Here is a 26,525-nt window from a genome sequence, read left to right on the forward strand (position 1 = left end):
CCGGGCGTCCGGGAAGGAGCGGGAATGAAGTCAGCAGTCAGTCAGCGTCCGGGGCGGGCCCGGTGGGTGGTGATGGGCCTGGGGCTCGCCGCGGTGCTGGGCGGAGGCTTCGCCGTGTGGCGTGGGGCAGGGGAGCCGCCGGTGCCGGAGCAGGCGCCGGTGGGAGCCTCCCCGTCCCGCGCCGGGGGGGAGCCGTCCTCGGCTTCCCTGCCGGCGGGGGCCCCCCTGCGCATCGTCCGCCTCACCGCGTCGCCGCACGACGTGCCCGTGGGCGGGCGGGTGGCGCTGGGGTGCGAGGTGGAAGGAGGCTCGGGGGAGGCCGGCGCGAGGCGCTACACCTGGGTGGCGGCGCGGGGCCGCCTGGAGCAGGAGAACGGGCCCGCGGCGGTCTGGGTGGCTCCGAAGACGCCGGGCCTCCACCAGGTGGGAGTGCTCGTCGAGGAGGGCGGCGCCCAGGTGAAGCAGACGGTGATGCTGCACGTCCACGTGCCCACGCCCGAGGATCTGCTCGCCCTGATGAAGGACAGCGACTGGAAGCAGGCGCGGGAGCAGACCCAGGCGCAGCGGGAGGCGGCGGAGGCGAAGCTCGCGGCGATGGGCGAGGTGGTGGCGAAGCGGGAGACGCGGGAGGACCGGCTGCGGGCGTACTTCGCGCTCGCGGACCTGGCGGCGCTCCAGCTCGACGAGGGCCGTTACGAGGAAGCACTGCGCTCCTACGAGGAGCTGCTGGGCAGCCACCTGGAGACGGACCCGAAGCGCAAGCCGTTCCTCGCGGGCAAGGCGAGCGCCCTGTTCGCGCTGGGGCGGGAGGACGAGGCCCTGCGGGTCTACGCGCAGGCCGGGGACGAGAACCTCCCCATGTCCCACTACTACGCGGGCCTGCTGCTGGAGGCGAGGGGCCAGCTCCCCGAGGCGCTCACGGCCTACGGGAAGGCGGCCGAGGCCAACCGCTGGTTCGCGGATCCGCTGCTGCGCCAGGCGGAGCTGATGCTGCGGCAGGGACGGCCGGCCCAGGAGGTGGTGGAGCTGCTCGTCACGGCCTCGCCGCGCTTCGGGCGGGAGCTGCTGCTCGAGCGGCTGGCCACGGACCCCCAGTTCGCCACGTTGAATCAGGCGCTCGGGGCGAGCGGCCGGGCCGGAGAGGCTCGAGGAGCGCCGGCCCATCGAGACCCGGCTGCCCGAGCCGCCCAAGCCGCCCGAGCCCGGAAAGACGGCGGTGATCGTCCCGGAGGAGTGAGGTGTCATGGAACAGGCAACGACCCGTGGCCCCTTCGAGATCGTCGACGATGGGCTGAACCAGCACCTCACGGTACGAGCGGTGCGGCAGCCGGTGGTGCTCTGGGTGGCGACGCCCCTGACGGTGCTCTGCATGCTCACGGGGCTCGTCATCGCCGTACTCGAGCTGAAGAGGGGGCGGTATTCCGCGGCCCTGCCACTTTTCCTCGGCATATTGCTGGTCTGCGTCGTCATGTTCATGACGGTCGCGCCATTCATCTGGCGGCCGGAGGTGTCCGTCTCGCGCGGGCAACTCGTCCTGCGCTCCTGGCGCAAAGAGCGACGCTTCTCCGCCGACGAGTTCGACGGCTTCAAGTGGGAGGACCTCCCCTCTCGTCATCACAAGGCGCCGGCGTACGTCCGTCTGTGGGCCCGGTGCAAGCGCGGCCCGCCACTCCTCCTGCTCACGGTGGGGGCAAACGCAGACGACGAGCAGGCGCGCCTGCAAGCAGCCGAGTTCGTGGTGCACTGCCTCGAGCGCGTGATGACCGGGCATCGTCCGGAGCTGAAAGGGCCACCGCCGCGTGGTGTCCCTTCCCGCAGTTGACGAAGAAAAGCCCTGGAGTTTCACTACTGACCGCCAGCGCCCAGCGCGGGCGCGGGGATGAGGCGATACCACTCTTGAGTCTTTAGGGCCCGGTGCCGCGCCAGGCGGACCAGCGCCACCCCCTCGACGAAGACGAAGGATGCCGTCTTGTGATGATAGGGGTCGAAGAGCCCGGAGCGCCGCTGTCGCTCCACCCAGGCCGCCTGCTCCTCAACCATTCCTTGCAGGCCCGCTTCGAAGGCCGCATCGTCCGCGATGGCCAAGGCCTTCATCGCGTCGAAGCGGAAGGATTGCCCGCCCTGGAGGCAGTGCTCGAAAGCAGCCAACTCCGCGTCGAGGTCGGTGCGCTGGAGGAGCATGGCGATGAGCGCACCGAAGTAGTGGAAGTCCTCCTCTGCTTCCATCCGCTGCATCCAGGTGGGAGTCATCGCAGCCGCGATTTCCCGGGCCAGGTCCCACGCGCCCACGGCAAGAGCATCGAAGAGCGGCTCGCCCTTGCTGCGCGCGAGGTAGTACTGGTCGAACTCGGAGCACGCACTTCGGCGCGCCAGCAGTCCCCGGTAGAGGGTCGCCGACTGCTCGAGGCCATCGCGGAAGCCGTCCTCGTCCAGCTCGGACAGCAGCAAGCCACAGCCGTACTGCCGCCAGAGGGATGCTGTCTCCAGGACCAGCTTCGCGTCTGGCTTCGCCGCCGACGACTGGAGCCGGGGCATCCGCTGGCCTAGGAGAAAGAGGATGTTGTCGAGGACCGAATCCATGGGGAGCGGGCCTCAGCCTGGGATGGGCGTGCCGATGGGCTGGACCGCGAGCCCGGTGAGCCCGGCCTGTTGGAAGGCATCCAGGAGATCGGAGCGCAGCACCATCATCTCTGTGAACTCCGCCACCCGGAAGAGCTGGGCATCGTCGGGAATGGCATCCTCGCGCAGGTGCAGCAACTTCACCTCGGCGATCTCGTTCGGATTGCCGGCGCTGCGTCGATACTTCGAGCGCTCGAAGTCCAGACACGGCACGCGCACCAGCGGGTTGGCAATGGCGTAGGTCTCCCGGACGCGTCGGCCACGCTTGTCCAGCAGGACAAATGGCAGCAGCTCGATGGCCGTGCCGACCAGCCCACGGCTCGACAGCACGTCCTGCACGCGCTGGGAGACGTAGAGCGCGCGGTCCGGGTTGTCGATGAAGTCCGTGAACATGTCGCCGGCGCCTTCGTACAGGCTGAGCTCGGTCGTGGGCGGCAGATAGGACGCCATGGGAACACCATCGCGCAGGTAGAAGTAGTCCTCGACCTTGTCCGGCAGGTCGACGATCTCCACCGCGCGGGGATCCAGAGCGTGTCCGAACGTGTGATAGGAATAGGGCATGGGTTCGTGGTTCAGACGTCGGCGGCCGTGAGCTTCACACCGGCTCCCATGGTCTTGACCTGCTCCAGCAGCGTTTCCGACAGGGAGTTCAGGTCAGCGAGGATGTCGGCCTTGAGATCCTTGGGATGCTTCTTCTCGCGGATGGCACGGTCGAGCTTGCTCCGTAGCTGACGCAACCGATCCTTGAGGGATGACTGATAGGCGCTGTGCGACGGTATCCCCCACGGGCAGTGGGCCGGAAGCCCTACGATGAACGCCTCGAACTCCTGCTGGGGCAGCAGCATCATGTTCTTCTCGTTGTGGATGTTCCAGCGCGAGATGAGAATGAGCTTCACCACCAGTTCCGAGCGCGACGGGCTGCCGGAAGCCCCCTTGCCAATGACCCACTCCTCGACGGCTCCAACGGGGATGAGGTGGTGGTAGTTGTGCTCGTACGGGTAGAAGGCGCCATAGCCGCCCTGAACATCGTTCTGACGGGGCTGGAACTGGGGCCGATTGCCTTTCTTCAACGGATGGTTGGGCACGGGGTTTAGATGCTTCGCCCCGATGTGCCACCCCTCGGGTCCCCGGCTCAGCCACTTGAGGGACTGGCGCGCCTGCTGTAGGAAGTCCGACAACGTGAGCTTGCGCTCCGAGTTCTCGCTGACGGGGAAGCGCTTCCAGATGCGCTTCATGGCCTTACCACTCATCCCGAAGTTCTCTCCGACGAGCCGCATCCGCCGGGCGATCTTCTGGTGGTCCTTGTTGTAGAGCGCGCTGCGCTCACGCAAGGACACCTTGTAGCCATTGGACATGTGATTGCATGGGTGGGAGCTCCACCCTCCATTGTCCGTGATGGTGTGCCTCCAGAGACAGCCGAACCCGGACGGCCGATCCGGGTGGTTGAGCGTCTTCGGGTCCCAGCCAAGATGTGTATCGCTGGATGCCATGTGTGCTCACTCCTATGGACGAACGAGGAGGCCAGAGGCCACCCTGCCAGTATCGGACCTGGACCAGACGAGGATCTCGTCCCCTCGGGCGTAGTTCCTGACGAACGAGCGCGTTGCCGCAGCCACCGATATAGCACCGCTGACGGCGCCGGTGTCGCCCAGGGACACCGCTGGCCAGTGGGTCCTGGCCTCGGTCATCGCGGACCTCGCGCCAAGCCGGGCCAGCGCCATGCCCCACTCCATGGCACGTACTTCCTCTCCATTGAGGTCGCCGTACACGTCTCCAATCCGGGTAGCCCCCACCTGGGTGTCTTCGAGCACCTGCGCGAGGTACCGCATGGGGGGCGAGCCCTCCTGGAGCCTCTCCGTCTCAGGAGGGCCGCTCACGCGAAGTGCTCCCACGCGCGCTTCCACCCGGGCCCCCCGCCTCCTTGCCACGGCTTCGCTCTCGACCAGCAGCGCCGCCGCCGCCTCCCCCGGCATCAGCCCCACCGGGTGTTGCGGTGTCTTGAGGAGTCTACGCATGGCCAGCGCCTCGAGGACCTCCAGGTCACTCGTGAGGCTGTCCACGGCGACGATGAGCGCCCTCTGGAACCGGCCCGTCGCAAATGCTTCGGCCGCCTCCGCCATTGCAGCCAGCACGGAGACGTTCCCGTGCGGCAACACGCGCTGTACGTTCGAGCGGATGCCCAGCCTGGTACGTCGCATCACCAAGGGAGCGAGTCGCTCACGGAGGGAATGCTCCAGTTCCTCCTGTTCAGGAGCTCGAGCCCCTGAGATGCAGAGGTACAGGCCCGTGTCGCCCCAGAAGCGCGCATCCTCCGCATCGAGCCCCGAATAGGCGAGGAGATCCCGGATGGCTTCCTGCGCGAGCAGCGCGTATAGCCCCAGCCCCACGAAGCCATCGCTGAGTCCCCGGAGGGGATGTCCCACGATGGGCTTCACTCCGGGCTCATCTCCAGAGGATGCAACTTGGAGATCGAGCGGGGCAGGACGGACCATTCCGCAGCGGAGCGCCGCGCAACTAGAGACTACGTCATGGCCCAGCGTGCAAACCAATCCCAGACCGGTGATGGCCAAGAACATGGGAGGAGTTCCAACATGGCTGGATGACCGTAACAGTTAACTCATCGATTGAGACGGCTCGCTTGTTCGGTGATGACGACCGACTGCCGCGCTGCTCGATGGCCGCGGACCGTCGCGCCAGCGAGCAGGAACGCCATCGAGACGGCGTGCTGCGGATGTAGCCGGACGGCTTCCACTGCGAGGCCGGTGTTGATCGGCACCCAGACCGAGGCCCGCCTTGTAGATGCCGATGAACGCGGTGACCATCTGCGCCGAGTTGCCGCAGCGCCGACCGGTAGATGATGTCCCCCAGCGAGACCCGGCTGATGCGCCTGTACTGCGCTTCCTGGGCGGCTTCACTCATGCTGCGTCCTTTCCTTCGGACGAGACAACCGCGACGACGTGGCGTGCGGGCACCTGCGCCCCGACCGTGACGTTCACCGCCGTGACGACGCCGTCGATGGGCGCGACGAGCGGCGACTCCATCTTCATCGCCTCGAGCACCACCAGCACGTCGCCCCGTGTCACGGTTGCGCCGACCTCGGCGTTCACCCGGATGATGCGGCCGTCCATCGGCGCGCGCAGGCGGCCGTCGCTGGCACGCTCGCGCTCGGAGGGGGGCCGGAAGGAGACATCGCGGAGGTGGTGCGTGACGCCGTCGAGCGAGCACCACAGCGTCCCCCCCGCGCGCCGGTACCGGACCGCGCGGCGCCTTCCCGCCACTTCGACCTCGGCGCGCTCGGTGGCGATGGCGCGCAGGGAGAGCGCGACCCAGGTGCCTCCGATGCGAACCTCGTACTCCGCCGGTGCGACGGGGCGGACCGAGGCGCGGAACTCCGAGGTCCCATCATTCAGGACGACCGGCACCGGCAGGGCGTAGGAACTGCTCCAGCCGGCGAGCGCCGCATCGAAGCCTCCCCGTTGGGCGAGGGCCACCGCGTCGTCGTGGAAGAGCAGGGCGGCCAGGATGGCCTGGTCCTCGGCGGACGCCTGCCCGAGCGCACGCAGCGTCTCCGGGGGCAGGTGCGCGGCGATGAAGCCCGTGTCGTACCGGCCGGAGCGGAACGCCTCGTGCGCGAGGACGTGCTGGAGGAAGGTGCCGTTCGTCGTGACGCCGAACGCCGTCAGCTCCCGCAGCGCCGCGGCCAGCCGCTCGCGCGCCGTCTCGCGGTCCGGCCCGTGCGCGATGAGCTTCGCCTGCATGGAGTCGTAGAACGGAGTGATCTCCTGGCCCTCGCGCACGCCGTGATCGACGCGGACGCCCTCGCCGGACGGCGGCACCCACGCGAGGAGCCGTCCCGTCTGGGGAAGGAACCCCTTGGCCGGGTCCTCCGCGCACAGCCGTACCTCGATGGCATGCCCGCGGAAGGTGATCTCCGGCTGCGTCAGCGGGAGCGGCTCGCCGTCGGCGGCACGAAGCTGCCACTCGACCAGATCGAGCCCTGTCACGAGCTCCGTCACCGGGTGCTCGACCTGCAGGCGCGTGTTCATCTCCATGAAGAAGAAGTCGCCGCTCGGCGCGAGGAGGAACTCGATGGTCCCCGCGCCGCGATAGCCGATGGCGCGCACCGCCTGCACCGCCACGGCCCCCATGCGCTCGCGAAGCTCCGGCGTGACGGCCGGGGACGGGCTCTCCTCGACCACCTTCTGGTGCCGCCGCTGGATGGAGCAGTCGCGCTCGCCGAGGTGCACCGCGTTCCCGTGCTCGTCCGCGAAGACCTGCACCTCGACGTGACGCGCGCCTTCGATCGCACGCTCGAGAATCAGCTCGCCGCTGCCGAAGGCGTTCTCCGCCTCCGAGCGCGCGGAGCGGATGGCGTCGAGCAGCACGCCGGGCTCACGGACGAGGCGCATGCCACGCCCGCCGCCGCCCGCCGCCGCCTTCACCATGAGGGGAAACCCGATGCGCTTGCCCTCTCGCACCAGGGCCTCGTCGTCGAGCGACTCGCCGGGATGGGCCGCCTCGTAGCCGGGGATGCACGGCACGTCGGCGGCCTGCATTCGGAGCTTCGCCTGCCGCTTGTTTCCCATCAACTCGATGGCTTCCGCCGGTGGCCCGATGAACACGAGGCCGGCCTCCGCGCACGCGCGCGCGAAGTCCTCGTTCTCCGAGAGGAAGCCGTACCCGGGATGGATGGCATCGGCGCCGGACGAGGCCGCCGCCGCGAGCACCCGCTCGATGGAGAGGTACGACTCCTTCGCGGGGGCCGGTCCCAGGCGCACCGCCTCGTCGGCGAGCCGCACGTGGGGCGCGTCCCCATCGGCGTCGGAGAATACAGCGACCGTGCGCAGGCCGAGGCGGCGGCAGGTCCGCAGCACGCGCACGGCGATCTCACCCCGGTTCGCCACCAGCACCTTGTGAATGCGCTTCATGGTTCCCCTCGTCACAGCCGGGCGACGCCGAAGGTGTTGGGAGAGAGCGTGCGGCGCGCGGCCTCCTCGCACGTGGCCAGGACGAACCCGAGCACCCGCCGCGTGTCCCGCGGGTCGATGACGCCGTCATCGAACAGCCGCGCGCTGCAGTGGAAGGCATCCGACTCGCGCTCGAACTGCTCGATGAGCGGCCGCGACCACTCCTCCAGCACCGCCTCGTCGACGGTCTGGCCGGCGCGCCGGGCCTTCTCGGCGGAGACGATGGACAGCACCTTCGCCGCCTGCTCGCCGCCCATCACCGCCGTGCGCGCGTTCGGCCAGGCGAAGATGAAGCGCGGGTGGAACGCGCGGCCGCACATGCCGTAGTTGCCCGCGCCGAAGGCACCCCCGAGCAGGATCGTCACCTGCGGCACCGTCGCGTTGGCCACGGCCTGCAGCATCTTCGCGCCGTGCTTCACGATGCCGCCTTGCTCCGACTGGGTGCCCACCATGTAGCCGGTCGTGTTCTGCAGGTAGACGATGGGCGTCCGCGCCTGGCAGCAGAGCTGGATGAACTGCCCCGCCTTCGTCGCGCCCTTCTGCGTGATGGGCCCGTTGTTGCCGATGATGCCAATCGGCCGGCCCTCGAGGCGCGCCCAGCCGCAGACGGTGAGCGCGTCGTAGTCGTCCTTGAAGGGCGTGAAGTCCGAGCCATCCACGAGCCGCGCGATCACCTCGCGGCAGTCGTAGGGCCGCCGGTGATCGACAGGCACGACGCCACACAGCTCCTCCGCCGCGTAGCGGGGCGGCTCGAAGGCGGAGCGCGCGGGCGGCGAGGCGTCGTTCCACCCGAGCGAGGCGACGATCTCGCGTGCGATGCGGATGCCATCGGCGTCGTCCTCGGCGAGATGGTCCGCGGTGCCGGCAACGGTGGCATGCATCTCGGCGCCGCCGAGCTCCTCGTCCGTGGCGACCTCGCCCGTGGCCGCGCGGAGGAGGGGAGGGCCGGCGAGGAACACCTTCGCCTTCCCGCGGACCATGACGACGTGGTCGGAGAGCCCCGGAAGGTACGCGCCGCCGGCGGTGCTCGAGCCGTGGACGACGGTGACCTGGGGGATGCCGGCCGCCGACAGCTTCGCCTGGTTGTAGAAGGTCTCTCCGCCCGGGACGAAGATCTCCTGCTGGTAGAGCAGGTTCGCGCCGCCGCTCTCGACGAGCGACACGACGGGCAGCCGGTTCTCGAGCGCGATCTCCTGCGCGCGCAGTGCCTTCTGGATTCCCCAGGGCGTCGCGGTGCCGCCCTTCACGGCGGAGTTGTTCACGAACAGGAGGCAGCGCACACCCGAGACGAAGCCGATGCCGACGAGGATGTTGCCGCCGGCCAGCGAGCCGTCGGTGTCGTCGTGGTGCTTGTAGCCGCAGAGCGTCGAGAAGCTCGAGGAAGGGGGAGCCCCGGTCGAGCAGCAGCGCCAGTCGTTCGCGAGGCAGGAGCTGTCCGCGCTGCTGGAACTTCTCGCGGGCCTGCTGCTCGGTGTCACGCGACTTCTGCTCGATGGCGCGCAGCTCGGCGACGCGGGCGAGCATCTCCTTCCGGTGCGTGGTGAAGGCGGGGGAGGCCGGTTCGATGCGGGAGACGAGCATTGGCACGTCACTTCTCCTTGCGGGCCGTCTTTAGCCGCGAGACTTGCGGGGCAGGGTGCCCATGGCCTTGCTGATGATTCCGAGCATCACCTCGTCGGCGCCGCCGCCGATGGAGCCGAGGCGCAGGTCGCGGTAGGCGCGTGCGACGTGGTTGTCCCAGGTGAATCCCATGCCGCCCCAGTACTGGAGGCACCCATCGACGAGCTCGCGGGCGAGGCGGCCCGACTTGAGCTTGCACATGGAGGCGAGCTTCACGACCTCGGGGTCGTCCTTGTTCTCCACGTACAGCCCGACGGTCCGGTAGATGAGCGCCCGGAGCGCCTCGACCTCCGTCTGCAGCTCGGCGAGCCGGAAGTGCACGGTCTGGTTGTCGAGAATCGGCTGCCCGAACGCCTTGCGCTGCCGCGTGTACTCGGCCGTCTGCGCGATGAGCCGGTCGAAGGTGACGAGGGTGCTCGCCGACACGAAGAGCCGCTCCTCCTGGAACTGCTGCATCTGCATCGCGAAGCCGCGCCCCTCCTCGCCGATGCGGAAGCGCACCGGCACGCGCACACCGTCGAAGAAGAGCTGCGCCGTGTCCGACGCCCACATGCCGAGCTTGCGGATCTTCGATTTGGTGATGCCGGGGCGGTCCATCGGCACGATGATGAGGGACTTGTTCGCGTGCGCCGGTCCCTCGCCCGTGTTGGCGAGCAGGCAGATCCAATCGGCCTGCATGCCGTTGGTGATCCACATCTTGCTGCCGTCGATGACGTAGTCGTCGCCGTCGCGGCGCGCGGTCGTGGTCACCCCCGCCACGTCGGAGCCGGCGCCCGGCTCGCTCACCGCGATGGAGCAGACGCGCTCGCCCGCGAGCGTCGGCGCGAGGAACTCCCGCCGCAGCGCGTCGCTGCCGAAGCGGGCGAGGGCGGGCGTCGCCATGTCGGTGACGACCCCGATGGCCATCGGGAGCGCGCCGCAGGTGCAGTGGCCGAGTTCCTCGGCGAAGGCGACCGAGAACGACGCGTCGAGCCCGAGCCCTCCGAACTCCGCCGGCTTCGTGATGCCGAGCAACCCGAGCTCACCGAGCTTCCGGAACACCTCCCGCGCCGGGAAGATCTCCGCGGCCTCCCAGGCGTCGACATGCGGGTTCAGTTCCTGTTCGACGAACTTGCGGACCGTCTGGCGGATGGCGCGGTGTTCCTGGGTCTGCTGCATGGGCTTCCTCGGTGGGCTCGGGAGCGTGCGAAGGGTCAGAGAAGCTGTTCCGGCACTTCGACGTGGCGCGCGCGCAGCCACTCGCCGAGCGCCTTGCCTTGCGGGTCGAAGCGGGTGGACGACGCGACGCCCTCACCGAGGAGGCCCTCGATGACGAAGTTCAAGGCGCGCAGGTTCGGCAGCACGTGCCGGTGAATCGTGAGCCCGCCCGTCTCCGGCAGCAGCGCGCGCAGCGTCTCTTCCGTGAGGGTGTGCACGAGCCAGCGCCACGCCTCCTCGGTGCGGACCCACACGCCGATGTTCGCGTCCCCGCCCTTGTCTCCACTGCGCGCCAGGGCCACCCGGCCGAGCGGCACGCGCTGGGTGGGCCCCGGTGGCAGCGGCGCCGGGAGCGCCGGTGCGGGAACCGCTTCGAGCCCGAGCGTCTCGTCCGGCGGCGCCACGTCGAGGCGCGTCCCCTCCGGGAGCACCGCGACGTGCGGCACCTTCCGCGCATCGGTCCAGGCCGGTGTGTAGACGCCGAAGGGTGAGGCGTCGCCGGGTGGCGTGGTCATGAAGAAGCCGGGGTAGCTGGCCAGCGCGAGCTCCACCGCGGCGCTGCTGAAGTGGCGTCCGACGACCTTCGCATCGGCATCCTTCGCCGTGACGCGCAGCGTCGCGGAGGCCTGCTCCTCGCTCGGTGCGTCGGCGCGGTCGGTGCGCGCGAGGGTGTAGACGACCTCGGCCGGCCGCGGGTCGAGCGCCGCATCGAGCTGCGCCCGCACGAGCGCGGCCTTCTCGTCGATGTCGAGGCCGACGAGCACGAAGACGGCCTCGTTGCGGAACCCGCCGAGCCGGTTCAGGCACACCTTCACGTCCGGGGGAGGGGGCTCGCCGCGCACGCCCGACAGGCGCACCCGATCGGTGCCAGCGGCCTCGACCGTGATGGTGTCGAAGCGCGCGGTGGCGTCGGGGCCGGCATAGCGGGGGCTGCCGATCTCGTAGACGAGCTGGGCCTTCACGGTATCGACGGTGACGGCGCCGCCGGTGCCCGGGTGCTTCGTGATGATGCTCGAGCCGTCGGCGAAGATCTCCGCGAGCGGGTAGCCGGGCCGGCGCACGTCGAGCTCGCCGAAGAAGGCGAAGTTGCCACCGGTCGCCTGCGCTCCGCACTCGAGGACGTGGCCGGCGGCCATGGCACCGGCGAGGCGGTCCCAGTCGTGGCGCTTCCAACCGAAGTGGGAGGCGGCGGGGCCGACGACGAGCGAGGCATCGGTCACCCGGCCCGTGACGACGATGTCCGCGCCGGCATCGAGGCACGCCGCGATGCCCCAGCCGCCGAGGTACGCGTTCGCCGTGAGGGGCCGGCCGAAGCCGAGCTCGTCCGCTCGTCCGACGAGATCATCGCCTTCGACGTGCGCGACGCGGACGGACAGGCCGAGCTTCGTGGCGAGCGCGCGCAGGTCGTTCGCGAGCCCCGCCGGGTTGAGGCCGCCGGCGTTCGCGACGATGCGGACCTTCTTTTCAATCGCGAGGGCGAGCGTCTCCTCGAGCTGGCGCAGGAACGTCCGAGCGTACCCGCCCGCCGGGTTCTTCTGCCGGTCGCGGCCCAGGATGAGGAGCGTCAGCTCGGCCAGGTAGTCGCCGGTGAGGACGTCGAGCGGGCCGCCCTCCAGCATCTCCCGGAACGCGGAGAAGCGGTCTCCGTAGAAGCCGGATGCATTGCCGATGCGCAGCGCTCGAGCGTCCATCGCACCTCCCGTGCCGGTGAGGGGAGAGTCTGTACCCCCCGCCCCGGAAAAAGCAAAGGTGCTCGTCCACCAGGCACGTCGTCCGCCTTACAAGCGGATCAGCTCCACGTCATCCATGTGGATGGAGTTGGCCGGGTTGCCCACGCTCGCGCGGGTGTGGAAGCCCAGCTCCAGGTAGCCACCGGAGACGTAGATGGCGGGCGTCTCCACCAGCGTCCAGTTGCCGTACGTGCCCAGGTCCGTGAAGGCAGGCGCGCAGGAGCCGCACGTCTTCGCCTGGAGGCGCGCGATGTCGAAGCCGCCCGCCTTGCGCACCCACGCGCGCACCTTGTAGTTGCCCGCGGCCAGCCCCGAGCGGCTCTGGTACGTCCACACCTCGAACGGCGAGGCGTTGTTCCAGTGCGTCAGGTGGTACGCGCCCGAGTGGCCGCCGTTGTACGTCTCGGAGAAGTCCGCGGCCTCGGTGCCGTTGGGGCTCCAGGTGGCCCAGCCCGTCATCCCCGACTCGAAGCCCGGGTTGGTGAGCGAGACGCCCGTGGAGCCGCCCTGCTGGTACCAGCGCACCCACTCCACCTCCATCGTCTTCCTCACGCCGGAGGGCAGGGCGATGCTGGCGGGGCTCGGGTTGCCGTACCAGTTCCCGCCGAGCGCCAGGTTCAGGATGATGTAGTGCGGCTGCTGGAACTCGGTCTCGTTGTGGTAGTACGTGTTGGACACGATGTGCCCGTCCAGCCGGAACACCATGCTGCTGGGCGTCCACTCCACCTCGTAGGTGTGGAAGGAGTCGGCGAGGTTGTAGCCGCCGCTCGCGCCGGTGCCCCAGTCCGCCTGCCCGCCGTTGTACCAATGCGTGGCGGCCTTCATCCACGTGGGCTCATTGGAGTGCCACTCGAGGATGTCGATCTCCCCCGAGGCCGGCCACCCGACGTTGGAGATGTTGCCGCCCAGCGTCCAGAACGCCGGCCACATGCCGTAGCCCGAGGGAATCTTGATGCTGGCGGCGATCTTCCCGTACTGCCGCTCCACCTTGCCCTTGGTGTGCAGGCGGCCGGAGTAGAACGAGCGCGGGCCATAGCCCGTGCACCGCGGGTCCACCGGGTTGTCGCTCGTGCGCTCCGCGGTGATGACGAGCTTGCCTCCGCCCACCGTGACGTTCTGCGCCCGGGGGAACTCCAGCTCGCCCGTGCCGAAGTTGCAGTTGTTGGTGACGGGATCCCAGTTGCTCGTCAGCACGGTCCAGTTGCCCGTGTTCAGGCTCGTCCCGTCGAACTCGTCCTGCCAGACGAGGTTCCAGCCCGCGCCCGGGTTGTAGCCCAGCTCGGCCTGCTCGTGGCTCCCGACCTCACCCTCGTCGGTGAGCCTCGGAAGGGTCCATCGCGCACCCCTGGAGGGCGGCGAGACAGCACGTGGCGAGGAAACGGAAATGAAGATTGCGAGGATTCATGTGAGGTCCTCCTTGAGGGGGCTTCGTCCGTACGACGAAGAAACAGGATGCCGCGAGGGTCCGCGTCGCGCGCCGACTTAATTCGGGTAATGGAGGAACTATCAGGAATTTCACGGCGATTGCAAGCGGGGGCGCACGGCGGGCGTCAGGCGGGAGGTGACGCATCGCGCCGATCGACAAGTCAACACTGGGAGCTCCCAGCGGCCACGGGCCCGGTGCAGTGCGGATATGCGCCCAGGCTGCGTCGACACACCCCACCGCGAAAGGACCCGACGATGAGCGACTGGAACCTCCCCTGGGAAGGCGGATGCCGCTGCGGACAGGTGCGGCTGAAGATCAGCGCACCGCCGCTGCTCACCATGGCCTGCCACTGCACGGGCTGCCAGCGGATGACGGCCAGCGCCTTCTCCTTGAGCGCCGCCATCCCCAGCGAAGGGTTCTCGGTGACGAAGGGAGAGCCCGTCATCGGGGGGCTCCACGGCGCGGCCCGTCATTACTTCTGCCCGTACTGCATGAGCTGGATGTTCACCCGGCCCGAGGGCATGGACTGGTTCGTCAACCTTCGCGCGACGATGCTCGACGATCCCAGTTGGTTCACACCGTTCGTCGAGACGTGGACGAGCGAGAAGCTCCCCTGGGCGGCCACGCCAGCGGTTCACAGCTTCGCGAAGCTGCCGGAGTTCCACGAATACAAGGAGCTGACGGACGCGTATGCGGCGAGGGCGGCGAAACCACCGCCCTCGCGCCGGGCCTGAGGGGGCCTGCTCCGCCTCCGCTCCAGGCGGCTCAGCAGCCGAGGTTGCTGCCGGGGCTCACGCCGAGCAGTTGGGTGAAGCGCAGGTAGGTGTCGATGCGGCTCTGCACCTGGGCGGGGTTGCGGCCGTTGCACTCCATCGCTCCGTTGATGGTGCGGATCGTCTCGCCGAAGCCGGCGCCGTTGACGATGGCGTTGTGCGCCGTCATGGAGCCCGCGCCCGTCTGCGTCATCCAGAACCAGAAGCCCGAGCGCCAGGAGGCATTCGCGTCCTGCGCGAGCAGCTCCGGGTTGCTCTGCAGCGGCAGCCCGAGCGCGTTCCCGGCGGCGCAGTAGTTGCCGTTCCACGAGAGCTGCATGGGGCCGCGTCCGTAGTACCACTTGCCCGCGGCGCAGCCGCAGCCCGGCGGGCCCCACGAGGTGTCGCAATACGCCGCCTTGTTGATCTCCTCGACGTACACGAGACCGCCGGTCTCGTGCGACACGTTGGCGAGGAAGGCCGCCACCTCGCGCTTGCGGGTATCGGCGTCGCCCGTGGTGGCGAGCCCCTGGAACGTCGACGCCGCGGCCACCAGCGCGTCATACGTGTAGAACGGGTTGCGGTTGGGGAACATGGTCGCGAACATGGACCGGCTGAGGATCGCCCCGAACCCGCTGGGGGTGGTGCCGCCGCCGCCGACGTTGTCGAACGTCCAGAGCTGGTTGGCGCCGCCGGTGTACGGGTACTGCACGAGGCTCGTCCCGTTGTCCGCCGAGCCCCAGTACAGGTCCACCGCCATGTCCGTATGGCGCGGGTGGATGCTGAACTGGTTGTTGCCCCGCGCCACGAACCGGAACTGCTGGTTGTTCCCGCCGAGGTACGTCCATTGATGGACCAGCGCGTTCGCCGCGGTGCTCACCTCCTTGATGTCGAGCCCCTTGTTGCTGCTGACGTTGATGATCTTCCAGTATCCGTCCGAAGTGGGGGAGATGTGGAACTTCTGCGCGTTGGTGCCATTGCAATCCCACTGCTGCACCTTCGCCCCATCCGCCGTGCTCGACGAGGAGATGTCGATGCACTTCTGCGTCATCGCGGACCGGATGACGTAGTCGCCCTGCGTGATGCTGGACACGATGACGGCGCCCTCCATCCTCGAAATCTCCTCGGAGGACTCCGGCGCTTCCATGGCACATCCACTCAACGCACCCACGACACCCAGCAGGGACACTCCGCGGTACACGAGCTCTCGGGTCATGATGATCTCCTTGAAAGGGGAGACCCCACTATGACCGGTTTCCAGGGATTCTCCTGAAACTGGCGTTCGTTTTGTTTCCGAAGGAAGACAGTGACACCCGGGCGCGTGGGGGTCGCTCGGGCCGTGCACGGGCTCGCTCTGGACGGGGAGGGGCCCCAGGGCCGCTCGGGATGTCCCCTCCTTGATCTAGAGTGGCCCGCTACACCCAAGGGGGAGACCATGCCTCAGATGCTTCGACCGCCGTCCGTTGGCCCCATCGTCGGGCACACCACGGACACCAGCGTCCGCCTCTGGATTCGTGCCGCGGATGTTTCGGACCTGCGCACCGTGGGAGTCGCCGCGCTCTACGAGCCTGGCCAGCCGGAGCCGAGGGTGGAGTACTTCCGCCTCCATCGTGAGTACGACCGCACCGGCACGGTGGACTTCACCGGCCTCAAGCCCAATACGCGTTACACGGCCCGCCTGGGCTCGATCTCGGTGGACAGCATCGACTCCGAGTTGATCGTCGATGACCAGGAGGTCTTCGAGCGGCTCCCCCAGAAGAGCGTATGGAAGGAGGACTTCCGGCGGTTGAACGCGGACGAGGCCGAGGCCCGCTTCACCACCTTCCCCAGTCCGGTGGAGGGCGGCTTCTCCTTCCTCATGGGCTCCTGCCGCTACCCGGGCGTGATGGGGGAGTCCAAGCGCTCGGATGAGATCTTCCAGGCCATGCACCGGCACGTGGAGCAGGCTCGTGACAGGGACGCGCTCCCGCCCCGCTTCGTGCTGATGATGGGAGACCAGATCTACGCCGACAAGTTCAACAAGATCCCCGTGGGCCGCGCGGACACCTGGCGGGAATTCCAGGAGCGCTACACCACGGCGTTCTCCACGCCCTACATCCGCCAGCTCATGCGCTCGCTGCCGACGTACATGATCCTCGATGATCACGAGATCGAGGACAACTGGGCGCAGGCGCGCCTCAAGGACGCGCTCAAGCGCGACCTCTTCCACAACGCCATCCGCGCGTACATGAGCTACCAGTGGGTGCACGGGCCGCGGAACTTCGACAAGCGCGTCCACTACAGCTTCGAGTGCGCCCAGGCCCCCTTCTTCGTCCTCGACGTGCGCACGCAGCGCATCCGCAACGACGACGACACCTCCCTGCGCGGCAACCACCTGCTGGGCTACCCCGCCAAGGCGAGCGCCCCCGGCTTCAAGGGCCAGTTGGATCAGTTCTGCGAGTGGCTCGTGGATCAGCAGCAGCAGCGCGGCAACGTGCCCAAGTTCGTCGTCTCCCCCGGCGTCTTCGCGCCCAATGACGTCGCCTCGTGCCACGGCGCCGCGGACAACGACTCCTGGCCCGCCTTCCCCGAGACGCGGCGGCGCGTGCTGCGCACCATCGTCGACAACGGCGTCCAGAACGTCGTCTTCCTCTCCGGCGACGTGCACTGCTCCAACGTGTCGGAGCTTCTCCTTCGAGAGGAGGAGTGGAGCGGTGCTGCCGCTCAAGGCCTTCTCCATCGTCTCCTCGGCCTTCTACTGGCCCTTCCCGTTCGCCGATGGGGATCCGCTCGGCTTCGTGCACGACTCGAAGGCCGAGGAGGATGGCTTCGACATCGACGGCTCCGTCACCATGCACTACCGCACCCGGGGCTTCGAGCAGGACGACAACTTCACCCAGGTCACCTACGACACGGGCAGGCACGCGCTCGTGGTGCAGAACTACAGCCGCAAGGGCAAGGCCTTGAAGGAGCCCAATGAGCTGAGGCTCGTGCCCCGCTGAGTCACGGGCTCACCGAGGGGAGTCCGGCCGCCTCACGGCTGTTGCTCCCCGCGTCTCACCGGCCCCGGCATTGCATCGTGCGAGGGTCATGCGGAAATCTTCCCTCATGAACACCCGTCGCCCTCCCGAGTCCGAGTCCACCGAGCGAAACGCCCCGTCCGTCGAGGCGGCCTTCCAGGCTGCCCCGGAGGAAATGGTGTCCGAGATTCTGGACGGAGAGCTGCACCTCAGCCCGCGCCCGGCTCGCCCTCATGCCAACGTGGCGTCGAACCTCGGCGGCATCCTCACCGCGCCCTTCAAGTTTGGCAGGGGAGGCCCAGGCGGATGGGTCATCATCTATGAGCCGGAGCTGCACCTCGGCCCTCGCCCGGACAAGCTCGTGCCGGACCTCGCCGGGTGGAGGCGCGCTCGCCTGCCGGACGCTCTCGGAGGCGACGAGGCTCCGGCCCATTACGACCTCGTCCCGGATTGGGCGTGCGAGATCCTCTCCGAGCGCACGCGCAGCAGGGACAAGGGCCAGAAGATGCGCATCTACGCCCGGGAGGGAGTAGGGCACCTGTGGCACGTGGACCCGCTGGCTCGCACGCTCGAGATCTTCCGGCTTCAGGAAAACCAGTGGGTCCTCGTCCATTCCTTCACCGGAGAGGCGCGGGTGCGCGCCGAGCCATTCGAGGCCCTCGAACTCGAGCTGGCGCTCGTCTGGTCCAGATAGCGGCCGTGGAGGCCCTCGCCGCGCGCCAGGGCATCATCACCCCCGGTGCCCGGTATGGAGCTGGCCACGGGCGACAAGGCCGCCATCCTCGCCTGGCTGTGCGCCGGACGGCGCGGGGGACGTTCCGCGTAGCTCCCCTCAGCGGGTGTGCAGCTCGTTCATGGGGTTCCGCGTTACGATACGCCGCATGAATGGGCTCTTCCTCGTCCTCGCCGTGGCGAACGCCGCCACTCCCCAGATCCCCTCGGTGGTGGAGGGCCGGGTGGTGGACGGCTCGGGCGCGGGGGTGGCGCAGGTGGCGCTGACGTTGACCGATACCACCCGCCTCAGCGGCCACGTCGACAGTGCCGGCTGCGGCACCTACCACCCCCAGGAGGACGTCTGGACGGGGGCCGATGGCCGGTTCCGCGCGGAGCTGCCCTTCACGCCGAACACGCTGTCGGTGTCTCAGGCGCCCGAGGACTTCAATCCGCCGTCCGGCCCGCTGCCGGTGACTCCGGGCCAGGCGGTGACGGTGACGCTGCGGCGCATTGCCTGGAGCGTCTACGAGGGGCAGGTGGTGGACGCGCAGGGCGCACCGCTGTCGGGGGTGGACATCGCTCCGGGCGGGCGCACCGGCGACACGGGCCACTTCCAGTTCAAGCTGCGCCCCGAGGTGCCGCGGGAGCGGTTCCGCTTCCGCAAGCTGGGCTTCAAGCCCGTCTTCGTGCCCGCCGGAGACATGGCGAAGGTGGTGCTGCGTGAGCGGCGGACGCTGGTGAAGGTGACGCTCCTCGACAAGAAGACGAAGCAGCCGGCCCGGGGCCTGTACCGCGTCGCGGCGTACCTCGGCGGCGAGCGGCTCAGCTTCTGCTCCGCGGGAGACGTGGAGGTGACCCACGAGCCGGCGGTGGGGGAGTGCACCCTCGACGCCGAGCCGGGCATGGTCGAGCTCCGCGTCGACGGCGCTCCGGTGCGCTCGCTCGAGGTGACCCATGAGCCGCGCGAGGTGACCCTCGAGCTGGGGCCCTGAGTCCGACGCGAGGGGTAGCCCGCCGGGAAGGCGGGCACTTGGCCTCGTGGGGGTCCTCGTGCCCGGACCGGTTTGCTGCCTCGGGCAGCCGGCTCAGTGCTCGTGGCCGGGGCCGTGCGCGTGCCCGTGCTCGAGCTCCTCCTTCGTCGCCGCACGCACCTCGCGCACGGTCACCTCGAAGTGGAGCGTCTTGCCCGCCATCGGATCGTTGAAGTCGATCACCACCGTCTTGGGCCGCACTTCCTTGACGAGGAACTCGACGTCGTCGCCGTCCTCATCCGTGGCGCTCACGATGCCGCCGGCCTCCAGCTCCATGTCCGGCGGGAAGTCCTCGCGCGGCACTTCCTCCACCTGATCCGGATCGTATTCCCCGTACCCGTCCTGGGGGGCGACCTCCACCTTCAGGGACTCGCCGGCCTTCTTCCCCTCGAGTGCCTTCTCCAGCCCCGGGACGATCTCCTCGTACCCGTGCAGGTAGACGAGCGGGTCTCCCGGCTCGCTCTCGTCGATGATCTTTCCGTCTCCCAGGTGTAGCCGGTAGTCGATGGAGACGACGCTGTCCTTGGCGATCTGCATGGATGCCCTCCTCGGGGCACGGCAAACAGGCGAGCTCGGAGTTGGGCCCGCCACCGGCGATTCCGGGGGAGGGGACTCCTGCCGTGCCTGGCTGTGATGATGGGGTTGCGCCCCGGCTCCGTGCAGCGGAGCAGGACGCTCACCTGCCCACCAGGTGAGTGGGGGCGGCGCTCTGTACCACAGCGGCCAGGCCGCTTGCTCCTCAATGCGCGGCCCGTCCACACCCGGGACTCGCCCCGGTGGGCTCCCTGGCCACACCGCCTGTTGCGGTCCAGTAGATCCAGCTTGCTTGGATCTGTTCGAGCTGGCCGTAGCCCGCGGGATGTACGCCGTTTCATCCGCGCGACGCATGGGGTCATCGAGCCCCATGTGGAGCCTCACTGACCCAGATGAGAGGCGCCGGCCTGCTGTAGTAACGTTTGCATGGCAGCCCGGCGTGGGTGTTCCTTACAAGTTCATCGAATGGGATCTCGATGGATGCCCCAGGAAGCCGCCCATTCATCCTCCCCTCGATTCAATCCCCCTCGAGCTGCTGCAAGGACAGTCATGGCCCTGTCGAGCTCTCATCGGAATGATGTGCCGCCCTCCGTGGTCATCCGGGGAAGCGGATTGGCACTCCCGCCCCTGGCGTTCTCGAACGAGGACATCTGCAACTGGCATGGCCGGAAGGATCCGGCGTGGGTCTACGAGACCTTCGGCGTCAAGACGCGCCACACGCGCTACGACTACCGCAATGATCGGCTCGATGATCTCGACGAGGACGATCTCGCGTTCGAGGCCGGCCAGCGGGCCCTGAAGGACGCGGGGATGACCATCCGGGACATCCAGATGATCATCTTCGTGACCCTGACGCCCACCAGCCAGTGCACGCCGGATCCCGCGTGCGTGCTGCACAAGCGGCTGGGAGCCTCGGCCAACGTGCTGGCGCTCACGCACGTGGCGGGCTGCGCGGGTCCGCTCAACGCGATGATGATGGGCAGCGCGCTGATCCGCGCGGGCCAGGCGCGCAACATCCTCATCTGCTGCGCCAGCTCCCTGTCCTCCTTCAACAGGCCGGACCTGAAGAAGCGCATCTGGCTGCTGTCCACCATCTTCGGCGATGGCGCGGGGGCGCTCGTGCTCTCGGGGGAGCGCACCCCGGAGCCGTGTGGGTTCTCCACCTTCTACATGCACACCGAGCCGGAGCTGGACGTGGTGCACAAGAAGTTCGGTGGCTCGAAACACCCGCCCACGCCCGACAACTTCAACGAGGTGATGGCGGACTACTACTCCGTGGACTACCGGGCCGTCCCCAAGAACCTCCTCCATGCGTTCACGCGGAGCCACGCGGAGGTGCTCGGCGACTGCGGATTGAAGAGCACCGACTGGGTCCTCTTCAACATGAGCAACGCGCAGCACCAGCGGCGCTGGCTCCAGGGCATGGGGATTCCCGAGGAGCGGTCGTTCTTCAACATGGAGCACCACGGCAACTGCGCGGCGGCCTCGCTCGCGCTCGTGCTCCACGACTTCCTCCATGCGGGGCGCCACAAGTCCGGGGACACCGTGTCGCTGCTCTGCGTGGGCACGGGCCTGCAGTCCGGTGGCGTGTTCTACCGCTTCCCCTGAGACCGCCATGATGGATTCGTTGCCGCGCCCGGCCGTGGATGAGTTCTTCGCGGGGCTCGATGATTTCCCCATCGAGTTCGCCTTCTTCTACGAGCGGCTGCCCGCGGCGCAGGCCCTGGCGGAAGGGCTGGAGAGGACGCTGCCCGCGTTCCCGCTGCTGCGGGCCGGGCATCGCGTGTCGCTGGACGACGTGCCGGGGGGCGGGGTGCCCTCCGGTGACAAGGCCTCTCTGGCCGGGCTCTTCGACTCCGCGGAGCGGGGCTCCAGGCGGCCGCGGTGCCAGTTGAAGATCTCGCGCTTCGGGGAGGGGGGGAGTCTCGGGGCCAGCATGTCGCACGTCCTCGGCGATGGCGTCAGCCTGGTGGGCTTCCTGAGCGCGTGGGCGCGCAACGTCCGGGGCGGGGGCGTCCCGGGGGCTCCGGCCGTTTCGGAGTGCCCGCCGCCGCCACCGGGGACGCTGGACCTGTCCCGTCCGCTGGAGGAGGAGCTGGCGCGTGCCGGTTTCCGGCTCGGGCGGCTCCCGCGTTTCTGTCTCCGTGAGGACTTCACCTGGGACGTCCTGCGCCTGCCGCGGGAGGAGGTGGAGGCGCTGCTGAGGCAGGCCCGGGCGAGCCAGCCCCAGGTGACGGTGGGTGACGTGCTGGCGGCCCACCTCTTCCGGCACTACCACCCCGTGCCCGTGGCGGGCGCGCCGGAGCCGTCGCTGGGCGTCGTCTTCGACTTCCGGCGCATTCCGGGGCTGCTCCCCGCGTCCTACTTCGGCAATGCCGGGCTGCCGCTGCTCGTCCCGCTCGCGCCCGGGGAGGCCACGGCGCTCCCGCTGCCAGAGCTCGCGGCCCGCGTCCGGGCCCGGCTCCAGTCCGCGAGCGCCGCGGATTTCCACCTGTGCCATGCGCTCCTGGAGGAGGTGCGGCGCACGAGGGGGCAGGAGGGGTTGAACCGGGTCGCCTTCTCGGCGGAGGACCACGGGCTGGTGGTCAACAACATCTCCCGCTTCGATCTCTCGCAGCTCGACTTCGGCACGGGAGCACCCCACGCGTTCGAGGTGCTCACCCCGGTTCCCCGGGTGTGCTTCGTCGTCACCCGGGGCGACACCCTGGAGGCGCACACCTCCCTGCCGAAGGACACCTGAGCGGGCAGGGAAGCGTGCTCACGGGCCGCGTCCGTCACATCTGATCCTCGCGGACTCCCTCTTCCTGCACCCCCCATCGGCCGATGAGGCCGCGAAGGAGTCCCGACATGAAGAAGAACGCAAAGGACAAGGCGCCAAAGAAGGGCGGGAAACCCTTTTTCGCGCACCTGCTGGAGGCGCAGGAGCTCGAGCAGGTCTCGGGCGGAAGCAGACCCCCCTGCCCGGGACCGCAGACCCGGAAGTTCCCCTCGGACAACGACGAGCACGACAAGGAGCCCATCCCCGTCACCTTGAAGTTCCCCTCGGACCGGGACGAAGTCTGACGAAGACGGCACCTGCCGAGGCCCACCCCGTCTCGCGAAGCGTCAGCGGGGGAGCTGGGACACCGGGATGCCGTAGCGCATCTCCACCTGGGTGACGCCCTGGCTCCCCTGGCTGGCCTTCTTCGAGAGCTTCAGCACGGCCCCGAGCAGGGTGAACATGAGGTGCTCGACGAACAGGGGGGCCATGACCATCCGGTGCACCCGGGTCTGGATGGCCTGGATCTGATCGGCCTCGGGACGGCGCTCGTCCTCGATCTTCTGGAAGACGCGCTCGTCGATGGGCTGACCGGCGCGCAGGGCATCGAGCAGGTGATTGGCGGCCACGATGCTGTCGCGCAGGGCCAGGTTCAACCCCTGGCCTCCCGAGGGCGACATCGTGTGCGCGGCGTCACCCAGGAACATCAGCCCGGGCACGTACCAGCGCTCGAGCCGGTCCACGATGACCCGGAGGAACTGGGTCTCGGTGTTCTCGTCGAGCTTCGCCTCGAGGTGGGGCCTCAGCTTCCCGGGCACCGTGGGCAGGAGCTGGCGCCGCAGTTCGGGGAGGTTCTTGCGCAGCCCGCCGAGATCTCCGGGCGCGCTGTAGGCCACCTGCAGCCGGGAGCGCGTCGTGCGGTGGAAGACGGCCACCACGCCCTTGCCGAACATGTGCACATCGAGGCTCTCGGGCAGCAGCTCCGGGGCGTCCGAGAAGTCGAAGCGCAGCCACACCACGTCCGCGGGGACCGGGTTGGACTCGGCCTGGATGCCCACGTCCTTGCGCAACCCGCTGTTGCGGCCGCTGCAGTCCACGAAGACGTCGCCGTCGATACGGCCCTCGGTGCCTTCACGCCGCGTCTTGAGGGCCACCACCCGGCCGTTCTCGCGAATCGTCTGGAGGGCCGTGGTGCCGAAGTCCAGCCGGTAGTGCGGGTAACGGCCGCACAGCTCGTGGAGCAGCCCGAGCAACCCGGGCTGGGAGATGAGCGAGCCCCGCTCCTTGCCGCCCGGGACCATGACGCGCCGGGTCTTCCCGACGAAGAGGCGCCGCTCGACGTCCGGGAACGCGAGCTTCCGCTCCGCCAGCAGCGGGAGGATGCCGAGCTGCTCCAGGGCCCCGAGCACCGAGGGCTGGAGGAACTCGCCGCGGAACTCGCGCTCGAAGTCGGGATGTCTCTCGAGCACGCGTACCGGGACGCCATTCGTCACCAACTGGTAGGCGAGCAGCATGCCGGCGGGGCCGGCTCCGACGATCACGGCCTGGGGATTCGTTGTCTGCGGCATGGATGCGGCGGACATAGGGCCGGAAAGCGAGGAGCGTCAATCCACTCGTGGAATGATGGCTCCGGCTTCCACATCACGAGGTGATCGATGGCTGAAGAATGGGACGTGCGGACCCGGCTCGTGCAGGCCGATGCGGATTCGGAGGAGGGGGCGCCGCTCAATACACCGCTGGTGATGTCCACCACCTTCCGCGCCCACCCGGAGGGGGTGGGGTTCTCCGCGGAGGACCTGGGGGACGAGTCGCCCTTCTTCTACGCGCGCTGGTCGACACCCACCGTGCGCACCCTGGAGCGGCGCCTGGCCGATCTCGAGGGCGGCGAGGATGCCCTCTGCTTCGCCAGTGGCATGGGTGCCATCACCGGGCTGTTGCTGCACCTGCTCGGGCCTGGGGACCACCTCGTCATCAGCGATGTCTGCTACGCGGGCGCGGCGGAGTTCGTCCGGGGCAAGCTGCGGCGCTTCGGCGTGGAGGTGTCCATCGTCGATACCTCGGACCTCGCCCAGGTGCGTGCCGCCCTGCGGCCCACGACGCGGCTCGTCTACATCGAGACCCCGTGCAACCCCATCCTGAAGCTGACCGACGTGGAGGCGGTGGCGGCCCTCGCGCGGGAGGCCGGCGCACGCCTCGCCGTCGATGCGACCCTCGCGACGCCGATCGGAATGCAGCCGCTCGCGCTCGGCGCCGACTTCGTCATCCATTCGCTGACCAAGTACATCAGCGGCCACGGTGACGTGCTGGGGGGCGTCGTCGTGGGGCGGCGGGCGGATCTGGCGGCTCTGCGTCAGGATTCGCTCATCCACCTGGGCGCGGTGCTCAGCCCCTTTCCCGCGTGGCTGATCCTCCGCAGCCTGCCCACCCTGCCACAGCGCATGGCCTCCCACGCGGCCACGGCCCGGCAGGTGGCCTCGTTCCTCGAGACCCACCCGCGTGTGCACCACGTCATCTACCCGGGGCTCGATTCACATCCGCAGGCGGAGCTCGCCCGGCGGCAGTTGCGCAACACGTCCGGGATGATCGTCTTCCAGGCGGAGAACGCTCCCGCCGTGGCGCGCCGCCTCGCCGAGCGGCTGAAGGTGGTCAAATACGCCGTCTCGCTCGGCAAGCCGCACAGCCTCATCTTCTACCTGCCGACGGAGGACATGCAGCGGACCTCCTTCCAGCACCCGCCCGACTTGCTGGAGCGCTACCGGGCCTGGGCGGGCGACGGCATCTTCCGCCTGTCGATCGGTCTGGAGGCCCCGGAGGATCTCATCCGGGACCTGGATCAGGCGCTGACGCCCTGAGTGGGACGCAGGCTCACTCCGTCTCGAAGTCCACGTTGAAGACCAGGCGCTGGTCCCCCGGCATCATGAAGGTCTTCTCCCAGACGGCGTCATTCAGGGTGACGCGCAGGTGGTGCTCGCCCTCGAACATCGTCTTCTCGGAGACCGGCGCCGTTCCCAGGCTCTGCCCGTCGAGCGAGACCTGCGCCCCCGAAGGCGCGTGCACCAGGAGCGAGCCCATGCCCAGGCGGATGCGGAACGTCACCGTGTCCGGCGTGGAGCGCACGTCGATCATCCGCGCCGTCTTCAGTCCCCGGGCCTCATCCAGGAAGCTGAGCATGTGGCGGCCCGGCGCGAGCGGAACCGTCAGCGGCGAGCGGCCCACGGCCTTGCCATCCACCCACACGGTCACGTCGGGATTCACGAGGATCTCCACCGGCGTGGGCGGCACGGTCGGCGCCGCGGGGGCGGCCGCCACGCGCACTCCCGCATCCGGCGGGGACTGGGGCGCGGCCTCGAGCAGCACGGGCGTGTCGAATCGCAGGTCATCGCCCGCCTCCGTCGACATCTCCTCGGAGGCGGCGGGCGGAGGCTTCTGCCGGACGCTCCAGACGGTGCCCACCGCGCTCAGGAGCAGCAGGGCCCCGGCGGCGACGGCCAGGGTCGCGGACGCGCGGCGCGGGCGCGCGGGCCCGGCGGCGGGCGTGGCTGGGGGCACCGGGACAGGGGAGGCCTGGACCCCCGCGGGCGGTGCCATGCTCGGAGGCGGCGTGCTCGGCGTGGGCTCGCTCGGGAGGGCCGGAGCCGCCACGGGTGCGAGGACCGGCGCGGACGCGGTCACAGGCGCGGGGGCGACGATGGGCGCGGACGCGGTGACGGGCGGCGCGGCGGCGGGGGAGGGCGAGGGCGCGCGGCGGGTGAGCGCCTCGATTCCCTGCTCGATCATCCTGTTCCGGGCGGCCCGGTTCGGGCTGTTGGCGGGAATCAGCTTCGCGATGCGCTCGGCGAAGGCCTCGGAGGAGGGCAGCTCGCCCACGACGGCCACCAGGGCCTCGCGGAAGGCGAGGGCACTCGGGTACCGGTCTCCGGCGCGCTTGGCCGTCGCGCGGCGCACCACCTCGTTGTAGGGCAGCGGAATCTCCGGCGGCAGCGGCGGCAGCGGGCGGTTGAGGACCGCCTTGTCCCGCTCGATGGAGTCCTGGAAGGGTTTGCGCCCCGAGAGGCACTCGTACAGCAGCGTCCCCAGGAGGTACACGTCCGTCAGCACCGAGGAGGCCGCGCGGCCGCCCATGAGCTGCTCGGGGGCGATGTACAGGCGCTGGTTGCGCACCCGGCGCCCATTGAGCT

22 protein-coding genes and 1 pseudogene are annotated in these 26,525 nt (G+C 69.2%); 9 read left to right on the forward strand and 14 right to left on the reverse strand.

Annotated elements, in window-relative coordinates; translation table 11 throughout:
• The first annotated feature begins 24 nt into the window (after positions 1–24).
• Positions 25–1,908, forward strand: coding sequence for a tetratricopeptide repeat protein (locus ACN28I_RS04890; RefSeq protein ID WP_420940979.1), 1,884 nt, complete (start codon positions 25–27; stop codon positions 1,906–1,908).
• Here ACN28I_RS04890 and ACN28I_RS04895 read toward each other — a convergent pair.
• The 10 genes and pseudogenes from ACN28I_RS04895 to ACN28I_RS04940 all read right to left on the reverse strand — a co-directional run bounded on the left by ACN28I_RS04895 (position 1,846) and on the right by ACN28I_RS04940 (position 13,538).
• Positions 1,846–2,580: a hypothetical protein gene (locus ACN28I_RS04895; protein ID WP_420940980.1), complete on the reverse strand. Its 735-nt coding sequence runs from the start codon at positions 2,578–2,580 to the stop codon at positions 1,846–1,848. The genes ACN28I_RS04890 and ACN28I_RS04895 overlap by 63 nt on opposite strands.
• Positions 2,581–2,592: 12 nt before the next feature.
• A complete protein-coding gene (locus ACN28I_RS04900) occupies positions 2,593–3,180 on the reverse strand; it encodes an imm11 family protein (protein ID WP_420940981.1) in 588 nt (195 codons plus the stop codon).
• 11 nt (positions 3,181–3,191) lie between these two features.
• The gene (locus ACN28I_RS04905) at positions 3,192–4,109 is read right to left on the reverse strand and encodes a hypothetical protein (protein WP_420940982.1); all 918 of its coding nucleotides are present in this window, start codon (positions 4,107–4,109) and stop codon (positions 3,192–3,194) included.
• 12 nt (positions 4,110–4,121) lie between these two features.
• The gene (locus ACN28I_RS04910; RefSeq protein WP_420940983.1) at positions 4,122–5,054 is read right to left on the reverse strand and encodes a hypothetical protein; all 933 of its coding nucleotides are present in this window, start codon (positions 5,052–5,054) and stop codon (positions 4,122–4,124) included.
• A 182-nt stretch (positions 5,055–5,236) separates the two neighbouring features.
• Positions 5,237–5,395 carry a hypothetical protein gene (locus tag ACN28I_RS04915; protein ID WP_420940984.1) on the reverse strand — a complete coding sequence of 53 codons (159 nt, stop codon included), beginning with the start codon at positions 5,393–5,395 and terminating at the stop codon, positions 5,237–5,239.
• A 139-nt stretch (positions 5,396–5,534) separates the two neighbouring features.
• Positions 5,535–7,547 (reverse strand): acetyl/propionyl/methylcrotonyl-CoA carboxylase subunit alpha, encoded by a 2,013-nt coding sequence (locus tag ACN28I_RS04920; RefSeq protein ID WP_420940985.1) that lies wholly within the window; start codon positions 7,545–7,547, stop codon positions 5,535–5,537.
• A gap of 11 nt (positions 7,548–7,558) precedes the next feature.
• Positions 7,559–9,064: an acyl-CoA carboxylase subunit beta gene (locus tag ACN28I_RS04925; protein ID WP_420940986.1), complete on the reverse strand. Its 1,506-nt coding sequence runs from the start codon at positions 9,062–9,064 to the stop codon at positions 7,559–7,561.
• 133 nt (positions 9,065–9,197) lie between these two features.
• On the reverse strand, positions 9,198–10,364 hold the full coding sequence (locus ACN28I_RS04930; RefSeq protein WP_420940987.1) for an acyl-CoA dehydrogenase family protein: 1,167 nt from the start codon (positions 10,362–10,364) through the stop codon (positions 9,198–9,200).
• 35 nt (positions 10,365–10,399) lie between these two features.
• On the reverse strand, positions 10,400–12,094 hold the full coding sequence (locus ACN28I_RS04935) for an acyclic terpene utilization AtuA family protein (RefSeq protein ID WP_420940988.1): 1,695 nt from the start codon (positions 12,092–12,094) through the stop codon (positions 10,400–10,402).
• A gap of 87 nt (positions 12,095–12,181) precedes the next feature.
• A pseudogene (locus ACN28I_RS04940) lies at positions 12,182–13,538 on the reverse strand (glycoside hydrolase family 16 protein).
• A gap of 275 nt (positions 13,539–13,813) precedes the next feature.
• Between ACN28I_RS04940 and ACN28I_RS04945 the strand changes: the two are divergent.
• Positions 13,814–14,293 carry a GFA family protein gene (locus ACN28I_RS04945; protein ID WP_420940989.1) on the forward strand — a complete coding sequence of 160 codons (480 nt, stop codon included), beginning with the start codon at positions 13,814–13,816 and terminating at the stop codon, positions 14,291–14,293.
• A gap of 31 nt (positions 14,294–14,324) precedes the next feature.
• On the opposite strand, the gene ACN28I_RS04950 is transcribed toward ACN28I_RS04945, so the two are convergent.
• Positions 14,325–15,527 (reverse strand): glycoside hydrolase family 19 protein, encoded by a 1,203-nt coding sequence (locus tag ACN28I_RS04950; RefSeq protein ID WP_420940990.1) that lies wholly within the window; start codon positions 15,525–15,527, stop codon positions 14,325–14,327.
• 228 nt (positions 15,528–15,755) lie between these two features.
• On the opposite strand from ACN28I_RS04950, the gene ACN28I_RS04955 reads away from it, so the two are divergent.
• The 3 genes from ACN28I_RS04955 to ACN28I_RS04965 all read left to right on the forward strand — a co-directional run bounded on the left by ACN28I_RS04955 (position 15,756) and on the right by ACN28I_RS04965 (position 19,016).
• Positions 15,756–17,270 (forward strand): alkaline phosphatase D family protein, encoded by a 1,515-nt coding sequence (locus tag ACN28I_RS04955; RefSeq protein ID WP_420940991.1) that lies wholly within the window; start codon positions 15,756–15,758, stop codon positions 17,268–17,270.
• A gap of 128 nt (positions 17,271–17,398) precedes the next feature.
• Positions 17,399–18,004 (forward strand): Uma2 family endonuclease, encoded by a 606-nt coding sequence (locus ACN28I_RS04960; RefSeq protein ID WP_420940992.1) that lies wholly within the window; start codon positions 17,399–17,401, stop codon positions 18,002–18,004.
• A 187-nt stretch (positions 18,005–18,191) separates the two neighbouring features.
• Positions 18,192–19,016 carry a carboxypeptidase-like regulatory domain-containing protein gene (locus tag ACN28I_RS04965; RefSeq protein WP_420940993.1) on the forward strand — a complete coding sequence of 275 codons (825 nt, stop codon included), beginning with the start codon at positions 18,192–18,194 and terminating at the stop codon, positions 19,014–19,016.
• A 93-nt stretch (positions 19,017–19,109) separates the two neighbouring features.
• Here the strand turns inward: ACN28I_RS04965 and ACN28I_RS04970 are convergent, their stop codons facing one another.
• Entirely contained in the window at positions 19,110–19,592 is a 483-nt protein-coding gene (locus ACN28I_RS04970; protein ID WP_420940994.1) for an FKBP-type peptidyl-prolyl cis-trans isomerase, read from the reverse strand.
• A gap of 609 nt (positions 19,593–20,201) precedes the next feature.
• On the opposite strand from ACN28I_RS04970, the gene ACN28I_RS04975 reads away from it, so the two are divergent.
• The 3 genes from ACN28I_RS04975 to ACN28I_RS04985 all read left to right on the forward strand — a co-directional run bounded on the left by ACN28I_RS04975 (position 20,202) and on the right by ACN28I_RS04985 (position 22,652).
• The gene (locus ACN28I_RS04975) at positions 20,202–21,197 is read left to right on the forward strand and encodes a 3-oxoacyl-ACP synthase III family protein (RefSeq protein WP_420940995.1); all 996 of its coding nucleotides are present in this window, start codon (positions 20,202–20,204) and stop codon (positions 21,195–21,197) included.
• A gap of 7 nt (positions 21,198–21,204) precedes the next feature.
• Complete coding sequence (locus ACN28I_RS04980) at positions 21,205–22,329, forward strand: hypothetical protein (RefSeq protein WP_420940996.1); 1,125 nt, start codon at positions 21,205–21,207, stop codon at positions 22,327–22,329.
• 107 nt (positions 22,330–22,436) lie between these two features.
• The gene (locus tag ACN28I_RS04985; protein ID WP_420940997.1) at positions 22,437–22,652 is read left to right on the forward strand and encodes a microviridin/marinostatin family tricyclic proteinase inhibitor; all 216 of its coding nucleotides are present in this window, start codon (positions 22,437–22,439) and stop codon (positions 22,650–22,652) included.
• 42 nt (positions 22,653–22,694) lie between these two features.
• Here the strand turns inward: ACN28I_RS04985 and ACN28I_RS04990 are convergent, their stop codons facing one another.
• The gene (locus ACN28I_RS04990) at positions 22,695–23,888 is read right to left on the reverse strand and encodes an FAD-dependent monooxygenase (protein WP_420940998.1); all 1,194 of its coding nucleotides are present in this window, start codon (positions 23,886–23,888) and stop codon (positions 22,695–22,697) included.
• A gap of 114 nt (positions 23,889–24,002) precedes the next feature.
• On the opposite strand from ACN28I_RS04990, the gene ACN28I_RS04995 reads away from it, so the two are divergent.
• Complete coding sequence (locus tag ACN28I_RS04995; RefSeq protein WP_420940999.1) at positions 24,003–25,199, forward strand: trans-sulfuration enzyme family protein; 1,197 nt, start codon at positions 24,003–24,005, stop codon at positions 25,197–25,199.
• Between the two features lie 13 nt (positions 25,200–25,212).
• On the opposite strand, the gene ACN28I_RS05000 is transcribed toward ACN28I_RS04995, so the two are convergent.
• Positions 25,213–26,508 (reverse strand): PEGA domain-containing protein, encoded by a 1,296-nt coding sequence (locus ACN28I_RS05000; protein WP_420941000.1) that lies wholly within the window; start codon positions 26,506–26,508, stop codon positions 25,213–25,215.
• Positions 26,509–26,525 lie beyond the last annotated feature (17 nt).

It is taken from the genome of Archangium gephyra (genome assembly GCF_049060025.1).
GTDB classification, from domain to species: Bacteria; Myxococcota; Myxococcia; order Myxococcales; family Myxococcaceae; genus Archangium; species Archangium gephyra_A.

What these genes read in the sequence shown, in the direction of transcription:
- ACN28I_RS04890 (WP_420940979.1), top strand. Translation starts at nt 25, where the DNA reads ATGAAGTCAGCAGTCAGTCAGCGTCCGGGGCGGGCCCGGTGGGTGGTG.
- ACN28I_RS04895 (WP_420940980.1), bottom strand. Translation starts at nt 2,580, where the DNA reads ATGGATTCGGTCCTCGACAACATCCTCTTTCTCCTAGGCCAGCGGATG.
- ACN28I_RS04900 (WP_420940981.1), bottom strand. Translation starts at nt 3,180, where the DNA reads ATGCCCTATTCCTATCACACGTTCGGACACGCTCTGGATCCCCGCGCG.
- ACN28I_RS04905 (WP_420940982.1), bottom strand. Translation starts at nt 4,109, where the DNA reads ATGGCATCCAGCGATACACATCTTGGCTGGGACCCGAAGACGCTCAAC.
- ACN28I_RS04920 (WP_420940985.1), bottom strand. Translation starts at nt 7,547, where the DNA reads ATGAAGCGCATTCACAAGGTGCTGGTGGCGAACCGGGGTGAGATCGCC.
- ACN28I_RS04930 (WP_420940987.1), bottom strand. Translation starts at nt 10,364, where the DNA reads ATGCAGCAGACCCAGGAACACCGCGCCATCCGCCAGACGGTCCGCAAG.
- ACN28I_RS04935 (WP_420940988.1), bottom strand. Translation starts at nt 12,094, where the DNA reads ATGGACGCTCGAGCGCTGCGCATCGGCAATGCATCCGGCTTCTACGGA.
- ACN28I_RS04945 (WP_420940989.1), top strand. Translation starts at nt 13,814, where the DNA reads ATGAGCGACTGGAACCTCCCCTGGGAAGGCGGATGCCGCTGCGGACAG.
- ACN28I_RS04950 (WP_420940990.1), bottom strand. Translation starts at nt 15,527, where the DNA reads ATGACCCGAGAGCTCGTGTACCGCGGAGTGTCCCTGCTGGGTGTCGTG.
- ACN28I_RS04955 (WP_420940991.1), top strand. Translation starts at nt 15,756, where the DNA reads ATGCTTCGACCGCCGTCCGTTGGCCCCATCGTCGGGCACACCACGGAC.
- ACN28I_RS04960 (WP_420940992.1), top strand. Translation starts at nt 17,399, where the DNA reads ATGAACACCCGTCGCCCTCCCGAGTCCGAGTCCACCGAGCGAAACGCC.
- ACN28I_RS04965 (WP_420940993.1), top strand. Translation starts at nt 18,192, where the DNA reads ATGAATGGGCTCTTCCTCGTCCTCGCCGTGGCGAACGCCGCCACTCCC.
- ACN28I_RS04970 (WP_420940994.1), bottom strand. Translation starts at nt 19,592, where the DNA reads ATGCAGATCGCCAAGGACAGCGTCGTCTCCATCGACTACCGGCTACAC.
- ACN28I_RS04980 (WP_420940996.1), top strand. Translation starts at nt 21,205, where the DNA reads ATGATGGATTCGTTGCCGCGCCCGGCCGTGGATGAGTTCTTCGCGGGG.
- ACN28I_RS04985 (WP_420940997.1), top strand. Translation starts at nt 22,437, where the DNA reads ATGAAGAAGAACGCAAAGGACAAGGCGCCAAAGAAGGGCGGGAAACCC.
- ACN28I_RS04995 (WP_420940999.1), top strand. Translation starts at nt 24,003, where the DNA reads ATGGCTGAAGAATGGGACGTGCGGACCCGGCTCGTGCAGGCCGATGCG.